General features: G+C 72.8%; 23 protein-coding genes, 4 tRNA genes and 1 pseudogene. 12 read left to right on the top strand and 16 right to left on the bottom strand.

Annotated features, from left to right (window positions below; all coding sequences use genetic code 11):
- Window position 1: 1 nt before the first annotated feature.
- From N555_RS0105050 to N555_RS0105025, 6 genes are all read right to left on the bottom strand, one after another.
- On the bottom strand, window positions 2–565 hold the full coding sequence (locus tag N555_RS0105050) for an HIT family protein (protein WP_051683763.1): 564 nt from the start codon (window positions 563–565) through the stop codon (window positions 2–4).
- Window positions 562–2,601 (bottom strand): threonine--tRNA ligase, encoded by a 2,040-nt coding sequence (gene thrS, locus N555_RS0105045; RefSeq protein ID WP_029430407.1) that lies wholly within the window; start codon window positions 2,599–2,601, stop codon window positions 562–564. The genes N555_RS0105050 and thrS overlap by 4 nt, the downstream gene beginning before the upstream one ends.
- 97 nt (window positions 2,602–2,698) lie before the next feature.
- On the bottom strand, window positions 2,699–3,811 hold the full coding sequence (locus N555_RS0105040; RefSeq protein WP_029430406.1) for a CapA family protein: 1,113 nt from the start codon (window positions 3,809–3,811) through the stop codon (window positions 2,699–2,701).
- A gap of 9 nt (window positions 3,812–3,820) precedes the next feature.
- The gene (locus N555_RS0105035; RefSeq protein WP_231502597.1) at window positions 3,821–4,396 is read right to left on the bottom strand and encodes an MOSC N-terminal beta barrel domain-containing protein; all 576 of its coding nucleotides are present in this window, start codon (window positions 4,394–4,396) and stop codon (window positions 3,821–3,823) included.
- A 10-nt stretch (window positions 4,397–4,406) separates the two neighbouring features.
- On the bottom strand, window positions 4,407–4,796 hold the full coding sequence (locus N555_RS0105030; RefSeq protein WP_029430404.1) for an HNH endonuclease: 390 nt from the start codon (window positions 4,794–4,796) through the stop codon (window positions 4,407–4,409).
- 39 nt (window positions 4,797–4,835) lie between these two features.
- Window positions 4,836–5,255 (bottom strand): acyl-CoA thioesterase domain-containing protein, encoded by a 420-nt coding sequence (locus N555_RS0105025; RefSeq protein WP_029430403.1) that lies wholly within the window; start codon window positions 5,253–5,255, stop codon window positions 4,836–4,838.
- A gap of 110 nt (window positions 5,256–5,365) precedes the next feature.
- On the opposite strand from N555_RS0105025, the gene N555_RS0105020 reads away from it, so the two are divergent.
- Window positions 5,366–5,917: a dihydrofolate reductase family protein gene (locus tag N555_RS0105020; RefSeq protein WP_029430402.1), complete on the top strand. Its 552-nt coding sequence runs from the start codon at window positions 5,366–5,368 to the stop codon at window positions 5,915–5,917.
- Window positions 5,918–5,973: 56 nt separating this feature from the next.
- Here N555_RS0105020 and N555_RS0105015 read toward each other — a convergent pair.
- The 4 genes from N555_RS0105015 to N555_RS0105000 all read right to left on the bottom strand — a co-directional run bounded on the left by N555_RS0105015 (window position 5,974) and on the right by N555_RS0105000 (window position 8,103).
- Window positions 5,974–6,045, bottom strand: a tRNA-Val gene (locus tag N555_RS0105015).
- Window positions 6,046–6,071: 26 nt separating this feature from the next.
- On the bottom strand, window positions 6,072–6,581 hold the full coding sequence (locus N555_RS25615; RefSeq protein WP_231502596.1) for a PGPGW domain-containing protein: 510 nt from the start codon (window positions 6,579–6,581) through the stop codon (window positions 6,072–6,074).
- 26 nt (window positions 6,582–6,607) lie between these two features.
- On the bottom strand, window positions 6,608–7,459 hold the full coding sequence (locus N555_RS0105005) for an anti-sigma factor domain-containing protein (protein WP_029430400.1): 852 nt from the start codon (window positions 7,457–7,459) through the stop codon (window positions 6,608–6,610).
- On the bottom strand, window positions 7,456–8,103 hold the full coding sequence (locus N555_RS0105000) for a sigma-70 family RNA polymerase sigma factor (protein WP_231502595.1): 648 nt from the start codon (window positions 8,101–8,103) through the stop codon (window positions 7,456–7,458). The genes N555_RS0105005 and N555_RS0105000 overlap by 4 nt, the downstream gene beginning before the upstream one ends.
- Window positions 8,104–8,233: 130 nt before the next feature.
- Here N555_RS0105000 and N555_RS0104995 point away from each other — a divergent pair, with 130 nt between their 5' ends.
- The 4 genes from N555_RS0104995 (at window position 8,234) to N555_RS0104980 (ending at window position 9,050) form a co-directional block, all read left to right on the top strand.
- The gene (locus N555_RS0104995) at window positions 8,234–8,677 is read left to right on the top strand and encodes an SsgA family sporulation/cell division regulator (protein WP_029430398.1); all 444 of its coding nucleotides are present in this window, start codon (window positions 8,234–8,236) and stop codon (window positions 8,675–8,677) included.
- A gap of 61 nt (window positions 8,678–8,738) precedes the next feature.
- Window positions 8,739–8,811: transfer RNA gene (locus N555_RS0104990), tRNA-Gly, on the top strand.
- 43 nt (window positions 8,812–8,854) lie between these two features.
- A tRNA-Cys gene (locus N555_RS0104985) sits at window positions 8,855–8,925 on the top strand.
- Window positions 8,926–8,975: 50 nt separating this feature from the next.
- Window positions 8,976–9,050, top strand: a tRNA-Val gene (locus tag N555_RS0104980).
- Between the two features lie 45 nt (window positions 9,051–9,095).
- On the opposite strand, the gene coaE is transcribed toward N555_RS0104980, so the two are convergent.
- Window positions 9,096–9,707, bottom strand: coding sequence for a dephospho-CoA kinase (gene coaE, locus N555_RS0104975; protein ID WP_029430397.1), 612 nt, complete (start codon window positions 9,705–9,707; stop codon window positions 9,096–9,098).
- Window positions 9,708–9,864: 157 nt separating this feature from the next.
- Between coaE and N555_RS0104970 the strand changes: the two genes are divergently transcribed.
- Window positions 9,865–10,119: a hypothetical protein gene (locus tag N555_RS0104970; protein ID WP_231502594.1), complete on the top strand. Its 255-nt coding sequence runs from the start codon at window positions 9,865–9,867 to the stop codon at window positions 10,117–10,119.
- Window positions 10,120–10,300: 181 nt separating this feature from the next.
- On the opposite strand, the gene rpsA is transcribed toward N555_RS0104970, so the two are convergent.
- Window positions 10,301–11,767 (bottom strand): 30S ribosomal protein S1, encoded by a 1,467-nt coding sequence (rpsA, locus tag N555_RS0104965; RefSeq protein ID WP_029430395.1) that lies wholly within the window; start codon window positions 11,765–11,767, stop codon window positions 10,301–10,303.
- A 211-nt stretch (window positions 11,768–11,978) separates the two neighbouring features.
- On the opposite strand from rpsA, the gene N555_RS0104960 reads away from it, so the two are divergent.
- Complete coding sequence (locus N555_RS0104960) at window positions 11,979–12,806, top strand: class I SAM-dependent methyltransferase (RefSeq protein ID WP_034508893.1); 828 nt, start codon at window positions 11,979–11,981, stop codon at window positions 12,804–12,806.
- A gap of 112 nt (window positions 12,807–12,918) precedes the next feature.
- On the opposite strand, the pseudogene N555_RS0104955 reads toward N555_RS0104960, so the two are convergent.
- Window positions 12,919–13,269: pseudogene (locus tag N555_RS0104955) on the bottom strand (DUF1990 family protein); the annotation flags it as partial.
- Window positions 13,270–13,456: 187 nt separating this feature from the next.
- On the bottom strand, window positions 13,457–16,195 hold the full coding sequence (gene polA, locus N555_RS0104950; protein WP_029430392.1) for a DNA polymerase I: 2,739 nt from the start codon (window positions 16,193–16,195) through the stop codon (window positions 13,457–13,459).
- An 83-nt stretch (window positions 16,196–16,278) separates the two neighbouring features.
- Here polA and N555_RS0104945 point away from each other — a divergent pair, with 83 nt between their 5' ends.
- Window positions 16,279–16,686 (top strand): PaaI family thioesterase, encoded by a 408-nt coding sequence (locus N555_RS0104945; protein WP_034508891.1) that lies wholly within the window; start codon window positions 16,279–16,281, stop codon window positions 16,684–16,686.
- Between the two features lie 15 nt (window positions 16,687–16,701).
- On the opposite strand, the gene N555_RS26630 is transcribed toward N555_RS0104945, so the two are convergent.
- On the bottom strand, window positions 16,702–17,334 hold the full coding sequence (locus tag N555_RS26630; protein ID WP_051683761.1) for a GNAT family N-acetyltransferase: 633 nt from the start codon (window positions 17,332–17,334) through the stop codon (window positions 16,702–16,704).
- Between the two features lie 190 nt (window positions 17,335–17,524).
- Here N555_RS26630 and N555_RS0104935 point away from each other — a divergent pair, with 190 nt between their 5' ends.
- The 4 genes from N555_RS0104935 to N555_RS0104920 are packed head-to-tail and all read left to right on the top strand — an operon-like array spanning window position 17,525 to window position 21,789.
- Window positions 17,525–18,886, top strand: coding sequence for a branched-chain amino acid ABC transporter permease (locus N555_RS0104935; protein WP_231502593.1), 1,362 nt, complete (start codon window positions 17,525–17,527; stop codon window positions 18,884–18,886).
- A 5-nt stretch (window positions 18,887–18,891) separates the two neighbouring features.
- Window positions 18,892–19,908 (top strand): branched-chain amino acid ABC transporter permease, encoded by a 1,017-nt coding sequence (locus N555_RS0104930; RefSeq protein WP_029430388.1) that lies wholly within the window; start codon window positions 18,892–18,894, stop codon window positions 19,906–19,908.
- On the top strand, window positions 19,898–20,935 hold the full coding sequence (locus N555_RS0104925; RefSeq protein WP_081865999.1) for an ABC transporter ATP-binding protein: 1,038 nt from the start codon (window positions 19,898–19,900) through the stop codon (window positions 20,933–20,935). Before N555_RS0104930 ends, N555_RS0104925 begins: the two co-directional genes overlap by 11 nt.
- Entirely contained in the window at window positions 20,932–21,789 is an 858-nt protein-coding gene (locus N555_RS0104920) for an ABC transporter ATP-binding protein (protein ID WP_197028904.1), read from the top strand. Before N555_RS0104925 ends, N555_RS0104920 begins: the two co-directional genes overlap by 4 nt.
- Window positions 21,790–22,094: 305 nt before the next feature.
- Here the strand turns inward: N555_RS0104920 and N555_RS0104915 are convergent, their stop codons facing one another.
- Window positions 22,095–23,411 (bottom strand): ABC transporter substrate-binding protein, encoded by a 1,317-nt coding sequence (locus tag N555_RS0104915; RefSeq protein ID WP_231502592.1) that lies wholly within the window; start codon window positions 23,409–23,411, stop codon window positions 22,095–22,097.
- Window positions 23,412–23,427: the final 16 nt, after the last annotated feature.

Raw genomic sequence — 23,427 nt, 5'->3', positions numbered from 1 at the left:
GTCAGGCCTCCCCGGTCGCGGCGGCCGGCCAGGAGGCGGCCAGCAGGTCGCGGGTCTCCCGCAGCACCTGGGGCAGGACCCGGGTCAGCCCGATGACCGGCATGAAGTTGGTGTCCCCGCCCCACCTCGGCACGGCGTGCTGGTGCAGGTGGTCGGCGATCCCGGCGCCGGCGACCGACCCCTGGTTCATCCCGATGTTGAACCCGTGGGCACCGCTCACCGACCGCACGACGCGCATCGCCGTCTGGGTGAACGACCCCAGCTCGGCGACCTCCGCAGGCGTCAGGTCCGTGTAGTCCGGCACGTGCCGGTACGGGACGACCATGAGGTGCCCGGCGTTGTACGGGTAGAGGTTGAGGACGGCGTAGACCGAGTGCCCCCGGGCGACGATCAGGCCCTCCTCGTCGTCCATCCCCGGGATGAGGCAGAACGGGCAGTCGTGCTCGGTGGTCGGCTTGCCCGCGCCCCGGATGTAGGCCATCCGGTACGGGGTCCACAGGTGCTCGAAGACGGTGGTGGGTCCACCGTCCCCGCCGGCTCCCGGGACGAGGTCCTCCGGGCTCATCCGGCGACCTGCAGCGCCTCGGCGGTGGGGTCGGTGTTGGCCCGCGAGGCCACCCAGGCCGCGATGGCGGCGACCGCCTGGTCGACGGGCACGCCGTTGTGCTGGCTGCCGTCGCGGAAGCGGAAGGAGACCGCGCCGGCCTCGGCGTCGGTGCCGCCGGCGATCAGCACGAACGGCACCTTCTGCTTGCTGGCGGTCCGGATCTTCTTCTGCATGCGGTCGTCGGAGTCGTCGACCTCGACCCGGATGCCCTTCGCCTTCAGCTTGAGCGCAACGTCGGTCAGGTAGCCCACCTGCTCGTCGGTCACCGGGATGCCGGTCACCTGGACCGGGGCGAGCCACGCGGGGAAGGCGCCGGCGTAGTGCTCGGTGAGCACGCCGAAGAACCGCTCGATCGACCCGAACTTGGCGGAGTGGATCATCACCGGCTGCGCGCGGTCGCCGCCGGGGGTCGTGTACTCCAGGCCGAAGCGGGCCGGCTGGTTGAAGTCGTACTGGATGGTCGACATCTGCCAGGTGCGGCCGATGGCGTCGCGCGCCTGCACCGAGATCTTCGGGCCGTAGAACGCCGCGCCGCCCGGGTCGGGCACCAGCTCGAGGCCGGTCTCGCGGGCGGCGTCCTCCAGCACGGAGGTGGCCAGCGCCCACTCCTCGTCGGACCCGATGAACTTGCCCTGCTTGGCCGGGTCGTCGCCGCGGGTCGACAGCTCGAGGTAGTAGTCGTCGAGGCCGAAGTCGCGCAGCAGGCCGAGGACGAAGGCCAGCAGGTGCCGGATCTCCCCCGGCGCCTGCTCGGGGGTGACGTAGCTGTGCGAGTCGTCCTGGGTCAGCCCGCGCACCCGGGTCAGGCCGTGGACGACGCCGGACTTCTCGTACCGGTACACGGACCCGAACTCGAAGAAGCGCAGCGGCAGCTCGCGGTAGGACCGCCCGCGCGACCGGAAGATCAGGTTGTGCATCGGGCAGTTCATGGCCTTGAGGTAGTACTCGCTGTTCTCCAGTTCCATCGGCGGGAACATGGTGTCGGCGTAGTACGGCAGGTGCCCGGAGGTCTCGAACAGTCCGCCCTTGCTGATGTGCGGGCTGCCGACGTAGTCGAAGCCCTCCTCGATGTGGCGGGCGCGGACGTAGTCCTCCATCTCGCGCTTGACCACCCCGCCCTTGGGGTGGAAGACGGCGAGGCCGGAGCCGATCTCGTCGGGGAAGCTGAACAGGTCCAGCTCCACGCCGAGCCGCCGGTGGTCGCGGCGCTCGGCCTCGGCCAGCTGCTCCAGGTACGCCTTGTGCGCGTCCCTGCTCTCCCAGGCGGTGCCGTAGACGCGCTGCAACTGCGGGTTCTTCTCGCTCCCCCGCCAGTACGCGGCGGCGCTGCGGGTCAGGGAGAACGCCGGGATGTTGCTGGTGCGCGGCAGGTGCGGGCCGCGGCAGAGGTCGGTCCAGACCCGGTCGCCGGTGCGGGCGTCGAGGTTGTCGTACATGGTCAGCTGCGCGCCGCCCACCTCGACGTCCGCGCCCTCGGCCGCCTCTCCGGCGCCGCCCTTGAGCCCGATCAGCTCCAGCTTGTAGGGCTCGTGCGCGAGCTCGGCCTGGGCGTCGGCGTCGCTGATCTCCCGGCGGGCGAAGTTCTGCCCGGCGCGGACGATCTCGGTCATCCGCTTCTCGAGCGCCTGCAGGTCCTCGGGGGTGAAGGGCCGCTCCGGGTCGAAGTCGTAGTAGAAGCCGTTCTCCACCGGCGGGCCGATGCCCAGCCGGGTGCCGGGGAAGAGGTCCTGCACGGCCTGGGCGAGCACGTGCGCGGTCGAGTGCCGGATCACCGCCCGGCCGTCGGGGCTGGCCGCCGGGACGGGCTCGACCTCGGCGTCGGCCTCCGGGGTCCAGGCGAGGTCCTTGAGGTCCCCGGTGGCCAGCTCGCGGACGACGACTGCGCCGTCGGGGCCCTTGAGCGGCACCCCGGCGTCCTTGAGCGCCTGCTGGGCCGTCGTCCCGGCCGGCACCCGGATCGGGGCGACGGCGACGGGGGTGGGCACGGCGGACACGGGGACTCCTACGAGGTTCCGGGCAGCGCCCGGCCGGGTGGCCGGGACACCAGCAGGGTATCCACCGGCGCACGTCCGTTCCGGCACGCGTGGCGGGTCAGGCCGGGACGATCCGCAGTCCGTCGGCCACGGCCCCCCGCGCGTCCAGCACGGTGGCCACCCGCGCGAAGGTGCCGGGGTCGGCGGGCGCGAGGCGGACGGCGTCCGTGCCGATGTCGATCGCGACCGGCACCGCCTCGGCCAGGGTCACGGCGAACCGGCCGTCGTCGCCGCGGGTGAAGGTGAAGCGGGCGATCATCGAGTCCTCGGTGTCCGGGACCGGGGTGTCGTGCTCGGCCAGGGAGTTCCCGAGTCCGTAGGCGACCCACTCGCCGTCGACGCGGGCCATCGGCTGCACCACGTGCGCGTGGTGACCGAGGACCAGGTCGACGTCCGGGGAGGCCAGCAGCGCGGCGACGGCCTGCTCCTGGGCCGCGGTCGGCTCGTGGTCGTACTCGGCGCAGCAGTGCAGGCTGGCCACCACGATGTCCGCCCCGGCCGCCCGCGCCCGGGCCGCCGCCTCGAGGACCGGGGTCATGTCCGGGACGTCGACCAGGTCGACCGACCACTCCCGCCCTGCGGGCAGCGGGATCCCGTTGAGGGAGAACGTGGCCGCGACCTGCCCGACGGTCACCCCGCCGACCTCCACCAGCGTCGGCGTGGTGCTCTCGGCGGCGCTGCGGTAGGTGCCGGTGTGCGCGATGCCGGCGGCGTCCAGGACGTCGAGGGTGCGGACCAGCCCCTCGGTCCCGGCGTCCAGCGAGTGGTTGGACGCCGTGGAGCAGAGGTCGTAGCCCGCGCCGGCCAGCGCCTCGACGATCTCCGGCTGGACGGCGAAGCTCGGGTAGCCCGAGTAGGGCCCGCCGCGCGGGGCGACCGGGGTCTCCAGGTGGCAGACGGCGAGGTCCGCGGCGGAGACGATCGGCGCGATCGGGGCGAACACCGGCGCGAAGTCGTAGCCGCCGCCGGGCAGCTGCGCCCCCTCGGTGAGCGTCGTGTCCTGGTGCACCAGGACGTCCCCGGTGGCCACCAGGGTGATCTGCTCCGGCGGTGGGGCGGCCGACGACGGACCGGCCGGCGCCTCCTCGGCGGCCGGCGGTGCGGGGTCGGCCGCTCCGCCGCAGCCGGCCAGCAGCAGCCCGGCGAGCACAGCGGAACGGCGCCGGGGCACGCACCGACGCTAGTGGTGCGCCGCCTGCTCGGGATCGCCCAGCGACACCGCGTCGCCCACCGCGACGGCGCCGGGGCGGACCACCTCGGCGTAGACGCCCAGGCAGTGCTTCGGCAGGCGGGTCAGCCGCAGGACCGCCTCCCCCACGTGCAGCTCCCGGCCCACCCACGTCCGCTCGTCGCCCTCGTCGAGGGTCAGCTGCAAGTTGGCCCGCGGGTCCTCCGCCGAGCAGCCGACCGGGACCTCCCCGGCGGCCGCGCGGTCCAGCGACTGCCGGCTGACGAGGTGGACGGGCGCCGCGTCGACCCGCGGTCCCTCGTCGGAGGCCGCCAGCCGCACCGGGCGGCCGAGCACCGCGGTGAGCGTCGCCGTGTCGGCCTCGACGTCCCCGGTGGCGAGCACCTCGCCCAGCCGCGGCGTCTGCTTGACCGTCACCCGCTCGCCCGTCGCGGCGTCGACGACGGTGTGCGCCCGGTCCCCGACCAGGCCGCCGGCCTCGACCCGGGCCGCGGGCACCGGCCGGCCGCCCAGCGACTTCACCGGGTACACGACCACCCGCTCCACGACCCCGACCACCGTGCCCACGGGCACGACGCTACGCACCGGCCGCCCGCGGTGCGCGCCTGTTCAGCCGCCGGAGCTGGGCGTCGAGGTAGGGACGCGCCCGGCGCTGGCCGCCCCGCTCGGCGATGGCGGCGGCGAGACCGGTGAGTGTCCGCTCGAGCCGCGGCTCGTCCGGGGACCAGCCGCGCCGGCGGCACTCCTCGAGCCACTCGACCGGGGCGACGTGCCCGCGGGCGGCGTTGCAGCGGCGGCAGGCGGCCACCTCGTTCTCCGCCCAGGAGGGGCCGCCCTTGACCCGGGGGACGACGTGTTCGGTGCTGGCCGGCACCAGGCCGCCCAGCGCCCGTCCGCACCAGATGCAGGTCGCCCCGTCCCGGTCCAGCGCGGCGGTCAGCCGGGCGGCGCGGTCGGGCTGGGGCACTCCCCCATGGTCCGCCGGACCGCTGCCCCGCGCAGCCGGTCAGTCGGTGGTGGCGGTCACCGGGACGGCGACGGCCTCGAGCGCGGCCCGCTGCCGGTCCGAGAACGGCCGCGACGCGCTGCGGTCGCCCATGACCCGTGCGACCACGACCTGTGCCTCCGCCGCCACCCGGCCGCCCTGGTGCAGCCGGACGGCGAACTCCAGGGAGCTGCGGCCGACGCGGACGACGTCCACCTCGAACTCCGCCGGCGCGACGAACACCTCGTGCCGGTAGTCGAACGCGATCCGCACGACACCGAGCTCGCGCGGGGTCAGCACGTCGTCCCCCAGGTCGCGGAGCAGCTGCTCCCAGGCGTCGGTGACCGACTCGACCACGAGGTAGTACGGCGCGTGCGCCCCCGGCCGGTCCGCGCCGTCGGAGCCGGGGCGGTGGCCGACGAGGCGGCTGTAGACGGGCACGACCAGGCACGCTATCCACCGATGAGTCGGGGACCCGGTCCGGGTCTCCCCTCCGACATCACCACGGTGGCGCCGCCAGGGCGCCCCTCACACAGAGCAGGAGCAGGGACATGGGCGCGATCAGGGTGCACGAGTTCACCAGCGTCGACGGCGTGGTGGACGCCCCCATGTGGACGATGGACTACGGCTTCCCCGACGACCTGGCCGCCTCGATCGGTGCGCTCACCGCGCCGGCGACCGGCATCCTGCTCGGCCGCACCACGTTCGAGATGTTCGCTCCGGCGTGGTCGACCCGGACCGTCGAGGAGGACCCGGGCGCGCCGTTCTTCAACGACACCCCCAAGCACGTCGTCTCCTCGACGCTGACCGACGCGGAGTCCGTGTGGCGGAACTCCACCGTGCTCGGCGGCTACGACGCCGACCGGATCCGGGCGCTGAAGGCGGAGCAGGACCTCTACGTGAGCGGCAGCGCCACCCTCGTCCGGGCGCTGGTCGCCGACGGCCTGGTCGACGAGCTGCACCTCTTCGTCTACCCGGTGGCGGTGGGCAGCGGGATCCGGCTGTTCCCCGAGGGGACGGCGAAGACGCCGCTCTCCCTGCTGGGTGCCGACACCCTCTCCAACGGCGTGGTGCACCTGACCTACGGTCCCGCGGCCGCCTGAGGCCGGCGGAGACGGACGAGGGCCCCGGGTCTGCTGACCCGGGGCCCTCGTGCCGGTGGGCGATACTGGGTTCGAACCAGTGACCTCTTCGGTGTGAACGAAGCGCTCTACCACTGAGCCAATCGCCCGTTGCGCGTCCGATTGTGCCAGACCCCTAGTGCCAGAGCGGTACCCACCCCGGCACCCAGCTGGGGACCCCGGTGAGGTGCAGCGTGAGCACGAGGACGCCGTACACGAACGCCGCCGTGGCCAGCGCGACGAGCGCGCGCACCCAGATCGGCTGCCGCCCGAGCCACTCCGTCCACGCCGTGACGTGCGCCCGGGCGAACTCCAGCAGCCGCTCGGCCCAGAAGAACTCGCTGCCCAGCACGAACAGCCCGGCGAAGACGATGAACCAGCCGGGACCGGGCAGCGGGATGGCGGCCAGACCCAGGGCGACGATCAGCCCGCCGACGATCCCGACGCCCAGGCGGTAGGCGCGGTCGATGCTGCGGCGGGCGGCGATCCGACGACGCCACCCCGACTCCGCGACGCGCTCGCGCAGGGAGTGCATGCCGTCCTCGGCGTACTGGGCCCGGCGCTCCTCGATCGACGGGCGTGCGGGACGCTCCCCACCCGGCTCGCCGCTGCGCGGCGTCGGCAGGGGGGCCCCGGAGGTCGCCACCGTCTTCTGGTCGCTCAGCTGGTCACCTACCCGTTCGCCACGATGTCCGACGGCTCCGCCGGAGCCTCCCGACCCGGCTCGATGCTGATGGCGTAACCGCTGTAGTCGTCGAGGCCGGTCGAGGTGGAGCCTACGGTCCGGACGTCGGTTTGTGACCGGACCACGTCGAAGGTCCCCAGCGCGACCGGGTCGGCGTCCTCGGCCGTCCCCCACACGACGTACGTCTGCGTGTCGCGGTCGTTGAGCGCCAGGCCCTGCGTCACCACCTGCACCTGCGCGTCGCGGGCGACGACGGTGGCCACCCGGTCCCCGTCGGCGGTCAACGGGGTCACGTTCGCCGTCCCGGGCTCGAGCAGCGAGTCGACGATCCGGGCCTGCTCCGCAGCGGTCGCCACGGCCTCGTCCCGGGCGTCGTCGAGGACGACGTTCCAGGCGCCCAGACCGAGGACCGCCGCCGCGGCGGCGGCGACCAGCGCGTTGGGCAGGATCCGGCGCCACGTCGGGCGCGGGTCCGCGGTGGGCCCCACGGGGAGCGGGGCCGGCGGCCGGATGCCGGCCGCGGAGTTGCGCGGCGGCGGAGCGGCGGAGCGCGGCGCCTGCGGCGGGACCGGCGACGCCGTGGGCACCTGCTCGGTCTGCTCGACGGCGGCCCGCAGCCGGTCGCGCAGCCCGTCCGAGGGCTCGGCGGCCGGCAGGTCGGTGGCCATGGCCCCCATGACGTCGGTGGTCTCCGCGACCGTCCGGGCGCACCGGGAACACCTCGGGAGGTGCGCGGCGAAGACCGCCTCGTCCTCGGGCTCGAGGGCGTGCAGCGCCCAGCCCACCGCGAGCTCGTCGAAGGGCTCGTGGGGATCGGAGCCTCGTCCTCCGTCGATCATCGGTTCGTCCCGTCCACCGCGGCCTGACCCAGCGCCCCACCCAGAGCGGCACCCGCCACCCCACCCAGGTCCTTCTTCAGCCGTCGCATGCCGGCGAGCATGCGGGTCTTGACGGTGCCCAGCGGGGCGCGCGTCAGGGCGGCGACCTCGCGCTGGGTGTAGCCGCCGTAGTAGGCCAGCGTCAGCGCCTCGCGCTGGACGTCGGGGAGGCTGCCCAGGGCCGTGCGGACCTGCTCGGCGACCACCCGTTCCCAGGCGTCGTCCTCCACGTCCGCGGTCGCGGTCGGCGCGGCGAGGACGACCTCCTGCTCGGCACGGGCCTGGCGGCGGCGCTGGGACTCCTCGCGGCGGACGGCGTCGACCGCCTTGTGGTGGACCATCGCGAGGAACCACGACGCGAAGCTGCCGCGCGAGCTGTCGTAGGCGTTCGGGTCGCGCCACACGGAGAGGAACGCGTCCTGCAGGACGTCCTCGGCCAGCACGTCGTCGGCGAGTACGCGACGGGCGAGCGCGAAGGCGGGGCGGCGGAACCGGTCGTACAGGTCCTCGACCGCCGACCGGTCGCCGAGACAGAGCCGCGCGACGATGTCGGCGTCCCCGGGATCGTCGCCGACTCGGCGCGCGGGGCGGGTCACGGTTCCCATGGTCACACGCGGCGTTCGTCACGGGGCGCGAAGTCGGTTCGTCTGCCCCGACGTGGGGACCGCCGGACGGTGCGACACGCCCGGGCGTCCTGGCGCCGCAACCACACGGCATCTCGTTCGTTTCCCCGTCATGGCGAGCCGCTCCACCCCCGGACACACCACCTCCACGACGCTGCACCTCGTCGGTCCGCACTCCTGGACCGAGGTGCCGGCGACGCTCGGCTACGAGGTGACCGACCCGTATGCGGTCCGCATCGGCTTCGGCTCCCCGGACGGCGACGACGGCATCTCCTGGCTGCTGGCCCGTGACCTCCTCCGGGCGGGACTCGACCGGCCGGCCGGGGACGGCGACGTGCGGCTGTGGCCGGCCCGGACCACCGGCGACGTCCTGTTCCTGCACCTGCGGGCGCCCTCCGGCGAGGCGCTGTTCGAGCTCTCCCGCACCGCGGTCGCGGCGTTCCTGCGGCAGACCGAGCACCTGGTGCCGGTGGGCCAGGAGGCGGCGGTCCTGCAGGTGGACGACGAGCTGGCGGCCCTGCTGTCGGGCGGTGGCGCGGACCCCGGAGCGCGCTGACCGGCGAGGGGGGACCCCCCCTCGAAGCGGTCCGGGAGCCGTGTAATGTTCTCCCTGCAACGCGGACGTGGCTCAGTTGGTAGAGCATCACCTTGCCAAGGTGAGGGTCGCGGGTTCGAATCCCGTCGTCCGCTCGGAACCTCGGGCGCTGGTCGCGAGACCAGCGCCCGTGTGTGCGGTGGAGTGGCCGAGAGGCGAGGCAACGGCCTGCAAAGCCGTCTACACGGGTTCAAATCCCGTCTCCACCTCGTCTCGCTCGCGAGAGCGGTGGAGCGGGCCGGTCGAGAGACCGGACCCCGGGCGATTGGCGCAGTGGTAGCGCGCTTCCCTGACACGGAAGAGGTCACTGGTTCGAACCCAGTATCGCCCACCAGCAGGAGAGGCCCCGACCATCCGGTCGGGGCCTCTCTCGTTCCGGTCAGCCCAGCCTCGGCGCCACGTGCTCGGCCCAGAACCGGTCGACCTGTGCGGCCAGCTCCTCCGGCGTCCCGCTGTTGTCCAGGACGACGTCGGCCACCGCGCGGCGCTCCTCGTCGGTGGCCTGGACCGCGATCCGGGCGCGGGCGTCGTCCTCGGTCATGCCGCGTCGCACCAGCCGCTCCAGCCGGGTGTCCAGGGCGGTCTCGACGACCAGCACCAGGTCGTGCGCGTGGCCTCCCCGGTCCGCCGCCTGACCGGACTCCACGAGCAGCGGGACGTCGTGCACCACCACGCCGTCGTCCGGCACCTCGGCGGCCAGCTCGGCGGCCCGGTCGCGCACCAGCGGGTGCACGATGGCGTTCAGCCGGCCGCGAGCGTCGGGATCGGCGAAGACGATCGCGCCCAGGGCGGGCCGGTCCAGGGACCCGTCCGCGGCGAGGATCCCGTCCCCGAAGGCCGCGACGACCGCGGCCAGCCCGACCGTCCCCGGCTCCACGACCTCCCGGGCAATGGCGTCGGCGTCGACCACGACGGCACCCCGCTCGGCCAGCAGCCGCGACACGGTGCTCTTCCCCGACCCGATCCCGCCCGTCAATCCGATGCGCAGCACGCACGGACAGTAGCCAGCACCCCGGTGGCGATCACGGACAGGTAACACCCGCCCGTCCTGCCCGGCGCGTCGCACCAGTCACACCCGTCACGGCTCATAACGTCCGCCTCGGCGATCTTCCCCCGCCGAGAGAGGCAGAACCGCGATGTCACGTCCCATGCAGGCTCCCGTCCCGACGTCCCCCGCGAGCTCGCGCGGCCGGCACCGGCTCGACCGTGCCTCCGGCGTGCGCGCCTGCGACCTGCCCGGGGTGCGCGAGCGCCTCGCCCAGCGCGAGGGGGACGTGCGGCCGCGCAACGCGTTCCTGCGCTGGCTGACCACCAGCCCGGCCGCCGGCCGGCACACCTGGTCGTTCCTCGCCGGCTCGGGCGGGCGGCCGCGCACCGCGTTCGCGATCATCCTCAGCCTGTAACGCCGCCACTCCCCCGGCGCTGTGCGCCTGCTGACCGTTCCCGACCCCGATCGGTCAGCAGGCGCACAGCGTTCGACCCGTCGGCACCGCCGGCCGGCCCCCGGACAGCACGGAGGCCCAGGACCTCGCGGTCCTGGGCCTCCGTGGTCTGACTGTTCAGCTCACCTCAGCGGTGCTGGGCTCACTCGCCGCCGGCGAGCTTGGCCCGCAGCGCGGCGAGTGCCTCGTCGCTGGCCAGCGTGCCGCCGGAGGTGGTGTCCTCCGGAGCGGCGTCGCCGCCGGAGGAATAGTTCCCACCCGCGGCCGCCTCGGCGTCCGCCTCCTTGGCGGCCGCGATCTGCTTGCGGTGCGCCTCGAAGCGGGCCTGGGCCTCGGCGTACTGCTTCTCCCAGGTCTCGCGGGCCTCGTCGAAGCCCTCGAGCCACTCGCCCGTCTCCGGGTCGAAGCCCTCGGGGTAGATGTAGTTGCCCTCGGCGTCGTAGGACGCGGCCATGCCGTACGCGGCCGGGTCGAACGAGTCCTCCTCGCCGACGACGCCCTCGTTGGCCTGCTTGAGCGACAGCGAGATCCGGCGGCGGTCCAGGTCGATGTCGATGACCTTGACCAGGATCTCGTCGCCGACCTGCACGACCTGCTCCGGGATCTCCACGTGGCGCTCGGCCAGCTCGGAGATGTGGACCAGACCCTCGATGCCCTCGTCCACCCGGACGAACGCACCGAACGGCACCAGCTTGGTGACCTTGCCGGGCACGACCTGGCCGATCTGGTGCGTCCGGGCGAACTGACGCCACGGGTCCTCCTGCGTCGCCTTCAGCGACAGGGAGACGCGCTCGCGGTCCAGGTCGACGTCGAGGACCTCGACGGTGACCTCCTGGCCCACCTCGACGACCTCGGACGGGTGGTCGATGTGCTTCCAGGACAGCTCGGAGACGTGCACCAGGCCGTCGACGCCACCGAGGTCCACGAAGGCACCGAAGTTGACGATCGAGGAGACGACGCCGGTCCGGACCTGACCCTTGGCGAGCTTGTTGAGGAACTCGCTGCGGACCTCGGACTGCGTCTGCTCCAGCCACTGGCGACGGGAGAGGACGACGTTGTTGCGGTTCTTGTCGAGCTCGATGATCTTCGCCTCGAGCTCGCGGCCCACGTAGGGCTGGAGGTCGCGGACGCGGCGCATCTCGACCAGCGAGGCGGGGAGGAACCCGCGCAGGCCGATGTCGAGGATGAGGCCACCCTTGACGACCTCGATGACGGTGCCGGTGACGACCTCGTCGGCTTCCTTCTTCGCCTCGATCGTGCCCCACGCGCGCTCGTACTGTGCGCGCTTCTTGGACAGGATCAGGCGGCCTTCCTTGTCCTCCTTCTGGAGGACGAGGGCTTCCACCTCGTCGCCGACCTTGACGACCTCGTTCGGGTCGACGTCGTGCTTGATGGAGAGCTCGCGCGAGGGGATGACGCCCTCGGTCTTGTAGCCGATGTCCAGCAGCACCTCGTCCCGGTCGACCTTGACGATGACGCCCTCGACGATGTCGCCATCGTTGAAGTACTTGATCGTCAGGTCGATGGCGGCGAGGAAGTCCTCGGCGCTACCGATGTCGTTGATGGCGACCTGGGGGGTGCTGGAAGGACGGACCTGGGTGGAGGTCATGTGGTTGGTTGCTCCGGACGGGGGATGCGTAGGGACAGGACGTCCCGCGGCCGAGTGACCGCGGGGAACGGGGAGAGCCGGCGCGCGAATCCCCGTGGAGGGACAGCGTTGACAGACCTCTGGCGCATTCCCATGGTACGGAGCCGGGTGGCCCCGGGTCCACCGGGGTCCGGCACGGATCAGCGGTCCCGGCGTGTCACTCTCGCCCGTGATGAGCCTCCCCCTGGGTCCCGACGGCTACCCCGCCGCCGGCGGCGTCGCCCGCCGCCGCGCCGACGACGCCGAGTCCGTGCACGCCAACCGGATCTGGTGGGACGCCGCAGCGCCCGCCTACCTCGCCGAGCACGGCGACGACCTCGGGGACGTCGACTTCCTCTGGTGCCCCGAGGGCCTGCGCGAGGACGACGCGCACCTGCTGGGGGAGGTCGCCGGCCGCCGGGTGCTGGAGGTCGGCTGTGGCTCGGCGCCGTGCGCCCGGTGGCTGCGACGGGCCGGGGCCGACGTCGTGGCGCTCGACCTCTCCGCGGGGATGCTCGCCCGCGCAGCGGAGCTGAACGCCGTCACCGGGCTGCCCGTGCCGCTGCTGCAGGCCGACGTCGGTGCGCTGCCGCTGGCCGGGGCGTCCGTCGACGTCGTCTGCTCGGCGTTCGGCGGGCTGCCGTTCGTGGCCGACGTCGAGGGCGCGCTGCGGGAGGTCGCCCGGGTACTCCGCCCCGGCGGCCGCTTCGTCGCCTCGGTGAACCACCCGATGCGCTGGCCGCTGCCGGACTCCCCCGACCCGGCCGACCTGACCGTGACGTCGTCCTACTTCGACCGGACGCCGTACGTGGAGACCGACGACGACGGGCGGGCCACCTACGTCGAGCACCACCGCACGGTCGGGGACTGGGTGCGCGCGGTGGTCGGCGCGGGGCTGGTGCTCGACGACCTGGTCGAGCCGGAGTGGACCCCGGGGCGCACGCAGGAGTGGGGCCAGTGGTCGCCGGCCCGCGGCGCCCTGGTGCCCGGCACCCTGATCCTCGTCACCCACCGCGCCTGACTGCTGGTCGTCGCTCGTGCGGTGTCTCCCGCGCTCTTGCGGCGCTGCAGCACCGCAAGAGCACGAGGAAGACCGCGAGACCGGATGGCGGACGGCGACCCGACCGTCGACCTCAAGTGGAGGGTGACCTCGGAGCGAGCAGGGCGCGGGCGTACCGGGCGCGGTACACCCGCTGGGCGACCAGCACGGCCGGGAAGGCGAGCCGCCACAGGCCCCCACCCGGTCGGGTCACCGAGCGCAGGGTGAGGTGGACCGCGCCGTCGGGGTAGCGGTGCAGCACGAAGGCCTCCTCGCCCGACACGGGATGGCCGTCGAGGGTGCCGTAGGCGTAACCGCAGCGGTCCGGCCGGTCCACCACGGCGACCACCCGCGCCGGCTCCCGGATCCGGAGCGGGCCGATCCGGGCGACCAGCCAGGTGTCGGCGCCCGCCTGGACGCGCCCCCCGGGCTCGACGGTGAACCCGCTTCTCCGTGACCACGCGGGCGAGCGGCGGGGAAGTCGCGCGGTCGTGCCCGGGTCGGGACGTCACTCCGCTGGAGTGGATCCGTCGCGGGGGCCCGGAGGGCTCCCCGACGGAGACATGGGCAACGGCTCCACGGCGGCCGGGACGGCACCTGGCCGCGGTGCGGTCCGGAGGACCGCGATGTGCTCAGTGCGCCGCGTCGTTCCAGGTGCGGCCGAAGCCGACCGAGACCTCGAGCGGCACCGACAGCTCCGCGGCCCCGGCCATCTCGCGGCGGACCAGCACCTCCAGCGCCTCCCGCTCCCCCGGCGCGACCTCGAGCACGAGCTCGTCGTGCACCTGCAGGAGCATCCGCGACGTCAGGCCCTCGGCGGCGATCGCCTTCTCGACGTTCAGCATCGCGACCTTGATGACGTCGGCGGCCGATCCCTGGATGGGCGCGTTGAGGGCCATGCGCTCGGCCATCTGCCGGCGCTGCCCGTTGTCGCTGGTCAGGTCGGGCAGGTACCGGCGCCGGCCCAGCGTGGTCTCGGTGTAGCCGGTCTTGCGGGCGTCGTCGACGACGGTGTCCAAGTAGTCGCGGATGCCGCCGAAGCGCTCGAAGTAGGCGTGCATCTGCTCGCGCGCCTCCTCCACGGAGATGCGCAGCTGACCGGACAGCCCGTACGCGCTCAGCCCGTAGGCCAGCCCGTAGCTCATCGCCTTGATCCGGCGGCGCATCTCCGGGTCGACCTGGTCGATGGGGATGTCGAAGGCCCGGGAGGCGACGAAGGAGTGCAGGTCCTCCCCCGACGTGAAGGCCTCGATCAGGCCCTCGTCGCCGGAGAGGTGGGCCATGATCCGCATCTCGATCTGGCTGTAGTCGGCCGTCATCAGCGACTCGAACCCGGCCCCGACGACGAAGGCCTGCCGGATGCGGCGCCCCTCGGCGGTGCGGATCGGGATGTTCTGCAGGTTCGGGTCGATCGAGGACAGCCGGCCGGTGGCGGCGATCGTCTGCTGGAAGGTGGTGTGGATGCGGCCGCCGTCGTCGACCATCGGGATGAGGCCGTCGATGACGGTCCGCAGCCGGGTGACGTCGCGGTGGCGCAGCAGGTGCTCGAGGAACGGGTGCCCGGTCGTCGCCAGCAGCGAGGTGAGCGCGTCGGCGTCGGTCGTGTAGCCGGACTTGATCTTCTTGGTCTTCGGTAGCCCGAGCTCGTCGAAGAGCACCGCCTGCAGCTGCTTGGGCGAGCCGAGGTTCACCTCGTGCCCGATCACGGCGTAGCACTCGGCGGCCGCGGCGGCGACGCCGTCGGCGAACTCCTTCTGCAGGTCGTGCAGGAAGTCCAGGTCCGCGGCGATGCCCCGGTACTCCATCGCCGCGAGCACCCGGGTCAGGGGCAGCTCGATCCCGCCGAGCAGCCCGTCACCGCCGCGCTGACCGAGCAGCTGCTCGAGCGCGTCGGACAGGTCGTTGACCGCCACGGCCTTGAGCACGTCGGCGTGCGCGGCCTCGGCGGCGAGGTCGGCCTCGGTCGGGCCCAGGCCGTCGAGGGTGAGCTGACCCTCGGGCGCCGCGGCGTCCTTGAGCTCGCGGCGCAGGTAGCGGACCGCGAGGTCACCCAGGTCGAACGAGCGCTGACCCGGGTTCGTCAGGTAGGCGGCCAGCGCGGTGTCGCTGACCAGGCCCGCCAGCTCCCAGCCCCGCGACCAGACCGCCAGCAGCGGGCCCTTGACGTCGTGCGCGACCTTGGGGCGGTCGGGATCGGCCAGCCAGGCGGCCAGCGCCTGCTCGTCGGCCGGGTCCAGGTCCGGCCCGAGGTCGACGAACGTCGCGTGGTCGTCGCCGGCGGCCAGCGCCAGGCCGGTGAGCTCGCCGGTGCCCCGGCCCCACGTGCCGCGGAAGACCAGCCCGGTGCGGCCGGTGGCATGCGCGTCCAGCCAGGCGGCCAGCCCACCGGGCTCCACGTCGTCCTCGGTGACGTCGAAGCCGCCCTCGACCTCCGGCTCGGCGCTGGTCAGCGTCGCGAAGAGGCGGTCGCGCAGCACCCGGAACTGCAGGTTGTCGAACAGCGTGTGGACCTCGTTGCGGTCCCACGCCTGGACGGCGAGGTCGACCGGCCCGACCTCGAGCGGGACGGCACGGTCCAGCTCGGTCAGCCGGCGGTTCTGCAGGACCGAGGACAGGTGCTCGCGCAGCTTCTCCCCGACCTTGCCCTTGACCGTGTCGACCTGGTCCACGAGCGCGTCGAGGGAGCCGTACTCGCGGACCCACTTGGCCGCGGTCTTCTCCCCCACGCTCGGGATGCTGGGGAGGTTGTCGCTCGGGTCCCCGCGCAGAGCGGCGAAGTCGGGATACTGCGTCGGCGTGAGGCCGTACTTGGTCTCGACCTCCTCCGGGGTGAACCGGGTGAGGTCGGAGACGCCCTTGCGCGGGTACAAGACGGTCACGTGCTCGTTGACCAGCTGCAGCGCGTCGCGGTCACCGGTGCAGATCAGCACGTCCATGCCCGCGTCGACGGCCTGCACGGTGAGCGTGGCGATGACGTCGTCGGCCTCGTAGTTCTCCGCGGTGATCACCGGCACGTGCAGCGCGGCGAGCACCTCCTGGATGAGGCTGACCTGGCCGCGGAAGTCGGTGGGGCTCTCCGAGCGGTTGGCCTTGTACTCCGCGTAGATCTCGCTGCGGAACGTCTTGCGCCCGACGTCGAAGGCGACGGCGAGGTGGCTGGGCGCCTCGTCGCGCAGGACGTTGATCAGCATCGAGGTGAAGCCGTACACGGCGTTGGTCGGCTGCCCGGTCGTCGTGGAGAAGTTCTCCACCGGCAGCGCGAAGAACGCGCGATAGGCCAGCGAGTGCCCGTCGAGCAGCAGCAGGCGGGGACGCGCCCCGCTCGAGCTGGCGGGGGCGGCGGGCGCGGAGGTGGTGACCGGTGCGGACATCGCCCGCGATCCTAGGTGCGCCCACCGACAACGACCGCTCCCCCGGGTGGCCGTCGGGCGGGCACTCGCTACCGTCGCCCTCCGTGACCGTCGCCGCGCCGCCCGAGTGGATCCCCGCCGACCAGAGCAGCCCGCTGGACGACAAGCTCGGCATCCGCATCACCGACTTCGACCCCGATCGGACGGTGGCCACGATGCCGGTCGAGGGCAACCAGCAGCCCTACGGCCTCCTGCACGGCGGGGCCACCTGCGCCCTCGTCGAGTCCGTCGGCTCTTGGGCCGCGGCGCTCAACGCCGGTCCCGAGCGACAGGTCGTGGGGGTCGAGCTCAACGCCAGCTACCTGCGGGCCGCCACCTCGGGCACCGTCACCGCCGTCGCCACGCCGGTGCGCCGCGGCCGGACGCTGTCGACCTTCCTCGTCGAGGTCACCGACGACACCGGCCGGGTCACCGCCACCGCGCGGTTGACCTGCATGACGCTCGCCGGCTGAGTCCCGGGGGGCCGCTCAGGCCTCGAGGACCCGGCCGAGCGCCGGCAGTGCCCGGGCCGGCAACGGCCGCCGGCGCCGCGGCAGCGGGACGGCCGCGCCGCCGCGCTGCCGGCCGGCCAGGGCCCGCAGGAGGTTGTCCCGGGGCACGATCCGCCGGCCGTGCAGGGGCGCGAAGCCCATGCGGGCGAAGAACCGCTGCCGTTCCGCCTCGTGCCCCACCGCCGCGACGACGTGCCCGGCGCCGCAGCGCTGCGCGTGCTCCGCCGCCGCGGCCAGCAGCGCGGCACCGACCCCGCGCCGCCGGTGGTCGCGGTGGACGACGAGGTTGTCGATCGTCACCTGCGGGACGCCGAGCACCACCGACAGCGGGTCCAGCCCCAGGACGGCCAGACCGACCACCTCGTCACCCGGGGTGTCCCCCGAGCGGGTGGTCGCGCCCGGCAGCACCGCGAGGACCACGCGGTACCCGGCGTCGGCGAGCAGCCGCCGGAACCCGGCCGCGGCCGCCGACCCGGGCGCCTGACCGGTGAGCACGCCCTCCGCGTGGGAGTCCGACCGGTGCTGGCGGACCAGCGACAGGACGACGGGCAGGTCACCGAGCTGTGCGACGCGGGTCCGGACGTGGGACCGAGAACCGGATGCGGACACCGGATGCCTCCCCTTGACGGTGGGCGCAGGATGGCAGCGCCGTCGGCTCCCACCACTCCGGCGCGCCGTCTCCGTGACGGTCGTGGCAGGAGTGGCGGGTCGCGGAACGGTCACAGCTGTCCGGCTGCGGAACAGTTGTGCAACATCCCTGGGTTACCGTCCGTGCTCCACTGACACGCAGGGAGCACGCGTGACGCACGCGCCAGATCGCGTCCGCCGGGAAGACCCCCGTCGGACGCCGTCCCCCTCCGCGGGGAAGACCGGTACCCCCGGTCACCGATCCACCGGCAAGCGGACCCTCATCCGGCTGCTGCTGGTCACCTTCGTCGGCCTCGGCATCGCCGTCCTCACGCCGGGCGTCGCCTCGGCGGACGGCGAGCAGGTCCGCGGCACGCTGACGACCAACACGACCGGCCCCATCGAGGGCGTGACGGTCACGGTCGAGACCGCGGACGGCCAGGAGGTCGGCGAGGCCGAGAGCGACGAACGCGGCCGCTTCTCGGTGCCGGTGCCCGCCGCCGGCGAGTACGTCGTCACCCTCGACGCCGACTCCCTGCCCGAGGGCGTGACGGTCGGTGGCGGCGGCGACACCCGCACGGTCACCGTCGAGGTCAACGGCCGGGAGCCGGTGAACTTCGCCCTCTCCTCCGGTGAGCGGGGCGGGGGCAGCGAACGCATCCTCGCCGTCCAGCTGTTCGTCGACGGGCTGCGCTTCGGGTTGCTCATCGCGATCTGCGCCGTCGGCCTCTCGCTGATCTTCGGCACGACCGGCCTGACCAACTTCGCGCACGGCGAGATGGTCACCATCGGCGCGATCGTCGCCTTCTACCTCAACGTGGACGCCGACATCCCCCTGCTGGCCTCGGCCGTGCTGGCCGTGATCATCGGCGGGTTGATCGGCGCGCTCAACGAGCTGGCGCTGTGGCGGCCGCTGCGCCGGCGGGGCACCGGCCTCGTCGCGGCGCTGGTGGTCTCGATCGGTCTGTCGCTGGCGGTGCGCTACATCATCCAGACGGTCTACGGCGGCCGCTCCAACCCCTACACCGACTACCAGTCGCAGCGCGCTCGGGACTACGGCACCTTCGCCCTCACCGACCGGGACCTGTACTCGATCATCATCTCGCTCGTCGTCCTGCTCGCCGTGGCCCTGATGCTGCAGCGCACCCGGATCGGCAAGGCGATGCGCGCGGTCGCCGACAACCGCGACCTCGCCGCCTCCTCGGGCATCAACGTCGACCGCGTGATCCTGGTCGTCTGGGTCATGGGCGGCGCGCTCGCCGCGCTCGGCGGGGTGCTGCTCGGGCTGTCGGACCAGATCCAGTGGGACATGGGCTTCCGCCTGCTGCTGCTCATGTTCGCCGGCGTCACCCTCGGTGGCCTCGGAACCGCCTACGGCGCTCTCATCGGCAGCGTCATCGTCGGCGTCTTCGTGCAGATGTCCACGCTCGTCATCCGTGATGACATGAAGTACGTCGGAGGGCTGCTGCTCTTGATCCTCATCCTGATCGTCCGGCCCCAGGGCATCCTGGGCAGCAAAGCCCGGATCGGCTGACGGCCATGGCAGACCTCCTCGACGCCTTCCAGCTCGGCGTCCGCGCGATGTTCGCCTACCAGGCGGTGTTCTTCGCCCTCCTGGCCATCGGCCTGAACCTCCACTTCGGCTACACCGGCCTGCTCAACTTCGGGCAGATCGCCTTCGCGATGCTCGGCGGCTTCGGCGTCGCCATCTCGGTGTCGAAGTGGGACCTGCCGTTCTGGGTCGGCGTCCTCGTCGGCATCGCCGCGGCGGTGTTCCTTGCCCTGCTCCTCGGCCTGCCCACCCTGCGGCTGCGCGCCGACTACCTCGCGATCGTCACGATCGCCGCGGCCGAGGCGTTGCGCCTGGTCTTCCGGTCCGGCGGGTCGACGGAGCTGACGAACAGCACGCAGGGCATCTCCGACTTCAACGCGGACTTCCTGTCGCTGGCCCCGTGGTCGGTGGCCAAGCGCTACGACATCCTCGGCACCCGCTGGAGCGGCGGTGAGCTCTGGGTGATCACCGTCGGGTGGACCCTGGTCGCGTTGAGCTGCCTCCTCGTGTGGGCGCTCATGCGCAGCCCCTGGGGCCGCGTGCTGCGGGCCGTCCGCGAGGACGAGGACGCCGCCCGCGCCCTCGGCAAGAACGTCTACGCGTTCAAGATGCAGTCGCTCGTCCTGGGCGGTGTGTTCGGGGCGCTCGGCGGGATGGTCTACGCGGTCGGCACGGGCTCCCAGAACCCGGACCAGTACCAGAACGCCAACACGTTCCTCGCCTACGGCGCGCTCATCCTCGGCGGTGCCGCCCGGGTCATGGGACCGGTCATCGGAGCGATGCTGCTGTGGTTCATCATCGCGTTCTCCGACAGCGCGCTCGCCGCCCTGGTCAGCGGGGACAACTCCTTCTTCGGTCTCTTCGAGTGGGGCGACCTGCTCTCGACGACCGACATCGCCTACATCCGGTTCATCATCATCGGTGTGGGGCTGATGCTCCTCATGATCTTCCGGCCCCAGGGCATCCTGGGTGACCGACGAGAGGTGATGCTCGATGCCCGCTGACCAGCCACACGGGGCCACCGCCGCCTCCCAGCAGCCGGCCGCCCAGCAGTCGGCTCCGACCGCCGCCCCGGCGGCGCCCGCCCGGCTCGCGCAGGCCGCCCTGCGGGACGTGCCGTGGGAGATCGGTGTCGCCAAGCCCGACCCGGCCATCGTGGTCGACGGGGTGACCCGCACGTTCGGTGGCCTGACCGCGGTGTCGGTCGACCACCTCGAGATCCAGCGCAGCGGGATCACCGGCCTCATCGGACCCAACGGTGCCGGGAAGACGACGCTGTTCAACCTGCTCACCGGGTTCGACCAGCCGAACTCCGGGACGTGGTCCTTCGACGGCCGCTCCCTCGGCAAGCTGTCCCCGCACCAGGTGGCGCGGCTCGGCGTCGTGCGCACCTTCCAGCTCACCAAGGCGCTCTCCCGGCTCAGCGTGATGCAGAACATGCTGCTCGGCGCCAAGGACCAGCGCGGGGAGGGCTTCTTCCGCTCGCTGGTCCCCGGGGTCTGGCGCGCCCAGGAGAAGGCGAACACCGAGAAGGCGCTCGACCTGCTCGCCCGGTTCAAGCTGGACGCGAAGAAGGACGACTTCGCCGGCACGCTCTCCGGCGGTCAGCGCAAGCTGCTGGAGATGGCCCGCGCGCTGATGAGCGACCCGAAGGTCGTCATGCTCGACGAGCCGATGGCCGGCGTGAACCCCGCGCTGACCCAGAGCCTGCTCGGGCACGTCAAGGACCTGCGCGAGCAGGGCATGACGGTGATCTTCGTCGAGCACGACATGGACGTCGTCCGCGACATCAGCGACTGGGTGGTCGTCATGGCCGCCGGCAAGGTGATCGCCGAGGGTCCGCCGGAGTCGATCAGCCAGAACCGGGCCGTCGTCGACGCCTACCTGGGCGCCCACCACGACGCGCCGCTGACCGTCGACGAGGAGGAGCGTGTGCTCGCCGAGGCCGCGGCGGCGATCGCCCGCGAGGAGGGCGTCTCGGGTGAGGTCCTGAGCTCCGAGAGCACCGACCGCGAGGGGACCCAGCGATGAGCGATCCACTGTTCGAGGTCGACGAGTCGGGCGAGGGCGTCACCCGGGCGCAGGAGGCCGCGGCGGGCACCGCCGAGCTGTCCCCTGCGGAGAAGGCCGCCACACGCGAGGAGCACGTCCGCCTCGCCGAGGGCGCCCTGGTCCGTGGGGACGACCTCGTCGCCGGCTACGTGCCGGGCGTCAACATCCTGCGCGGCGCGGACTTCTACCTGCAGGAGGGCGAGCTCGTCGGCATCATCGGCCCGAACGGAGCCGGCAAGTCGACGCTGCTCAAGACCCTCTTCGGGCTCATCCCGGTCCGCTCGGGCACGGTGACGCTGCGCGGCGAGGAGATCACCTCCGCGCCGGCCCACCGCCTGGTGCAGCTCGGCGTCGGCTACGTGCCGCAGAACAACAACGTGTTCCCCTCGCTCACCATCGAGGAGAACATGCAGATGGGCGTGTACCTGCGGCCGAAGACGTTCCACGAGCGCTTCGACTACGTGATCGACCTCTTCCCGCTGCTCGGCGAGCGGCGCAAGGGCAAGGCCGGGTCGCTCTCGGGCGGCGAGCGGCAGATGGTCGCCATGGGCCGGGCCCTGATGATGTCGCCGTCGGTGCTGCTGCTCGACGAGCCCTCGGCGGGCCTCTCCCCCGCTTACCAGGACGAGGTCTTCATCCGCTGCCGCCAGATCAACGCCACCGGCGTCTCGATCATCATGGTCGAGCAGAACGCCCGCCGGTGCCTGCAGATCTGCGACCGCGGCTACGTACTCGACCAGGGCCGCAACGCCTACACCGACACCGGGCAGTCGCTGATGAACGACCCCAAGGTGATCGAGCTCTACCTGGGGACGCTCGCCAAGGCCCAGTAGCCCCTGCCGACGGCCCCACCACGACGACGCCGGCCCCCTCCCCTCTCCCGGGGAGGGGGCCGGCGTCGTCCGGCGTCGTCCGGCGTCCCCTCAGGACGTCGGGACGGCGTTGCGGGTCGTCCTCGTGCCCTAAGGCGCCTGCCGGACCCGCAGGGCACGCGGAGCACCCGCGAGGTGGGGCGACCACGTCCCTGGTGCCTGATGCCGGCCCCGGACGCACAGCGGCCCGGCACCGAGATCGGTGCCGGGCCGCTGCCGGTGGTGCGGGTGGACGGGCTACCGGTCAGGGCAGCCCGTCCGGGAGGTCATCGACCCGCCGGGCCGATGCCCTGGGCGTTGAGCTCCTGGATGATGCGGGCGGACTCGTCGAACCCGATCACGATGATCGCGTCCGGGTCGAACTCCACCATCTGCTGGACCTCGGAGTCGTACGACGAGGCGTTCGGGTCGTAGGTGATGGCGAGGATGTCGTCCTCGGCCAGGCCACCGTCGACCAGGTTCGCCGACACATTCTCGGCCAGACCCGTGCCGTAGGCGTCGTTGAGGTTCAGGATCCCGACGCGGCTGTTGCCGTCGGCCAGCACGAGGTCGGCCAGCGGGACCGCCTGCAGCTGGTCCGGGGGCGCGGTGCGGAAGTACAGCCCCTGGTCGTTGTAGTTCGTGAACTGGTCGGACGTGTTGGCCGGCGAGATCTCCAGGACGCCGGCGTTCACGATCTTGTCGATGACCGTGAGGCTGACCGACGAGGACGCCGCACCGATGATCGCGTCCGCGTTCTCCGCCAGGAGGCGGTCGACGCTGGTGTTCGCGGTGTCGGTCGAGGTGTCACCGGAGTCGGTCTCGATCAGCTGGACGGGGGCACCGAGCACGCCACCGGCCTCGTTGACCTCCTGCAGGGCGAGCTGGGCACCGGCGACCTCGGGCGGGCCGAGGAACGCGAGCGAGCCGGTCAGCGGCAGCAGCGTGCCGATGATCAGCGGGTCGCCGGTGGCACCCGGGGCGACCGGGGCGGGGCTGCCCTCGTCGCCGGCGGCCAGGGTCTCGTCGCCGGTGACCTGGAACTCGGTCAGCGAGTCGTCGATGGCGTTGTCGTCACCGAAGGTCAGGAGACCGAACGACGCCACGGCCGGCTCGCCCGCCTCGGTGAAGTCCAGCGGACCGGAGGCGCCGTCGTAGTCGACGTTCCCGCCCGCGTTGAGGATCTCCAGGCAGGCGGCGAAGTCCGTGCACTTGTCGCCACCGGAGGTGAGCCCGTTGATGTACGGCGCGAAGGCGGTGGCCTCGCTGCTGCCGGCCGCCTGGGCAGCCAGGGAGATCAGGACGAACGCGTCGTAGGTCTCCCCGGCGTAGTTGTAGGTGCCGCCGAGGTCGGGGTCGATCTCGTCCAGCCGGGCCTTGAAGTCGCCGCTGAGGTCGGTCAGGGGCGTGGTGCCCTGCATGCCGGCGAGGTCGCCCGCGGTGCTGAACTGGTCGCCCAGGGCGCTGCCCATGTTGCCGTCGGAGCCGTAGATGTTGACGCCGGCGCTGCCGCCGGAGCCGCTGTCACCACTGTCCGAGCTGCTGTCGTCGTCGTCGTCCCCGCCGCCGCAGGCGGCCAGCGCGATGAGCGCGACGCTCGTCACGGCGATGCCGCGAGCG

Source organism: Blastococcus sp. URHD0036 (genome assembly GCF_000701365.1).
Classification (GTDB): Bacteria; Actinomycetota; Actinomycetes; order Mycobacteriales; family Geodermatophilaceae; genus Trujillonella.
This window is presented reverse-complemented; position numbering and strand designations above follow the sequence as displayed.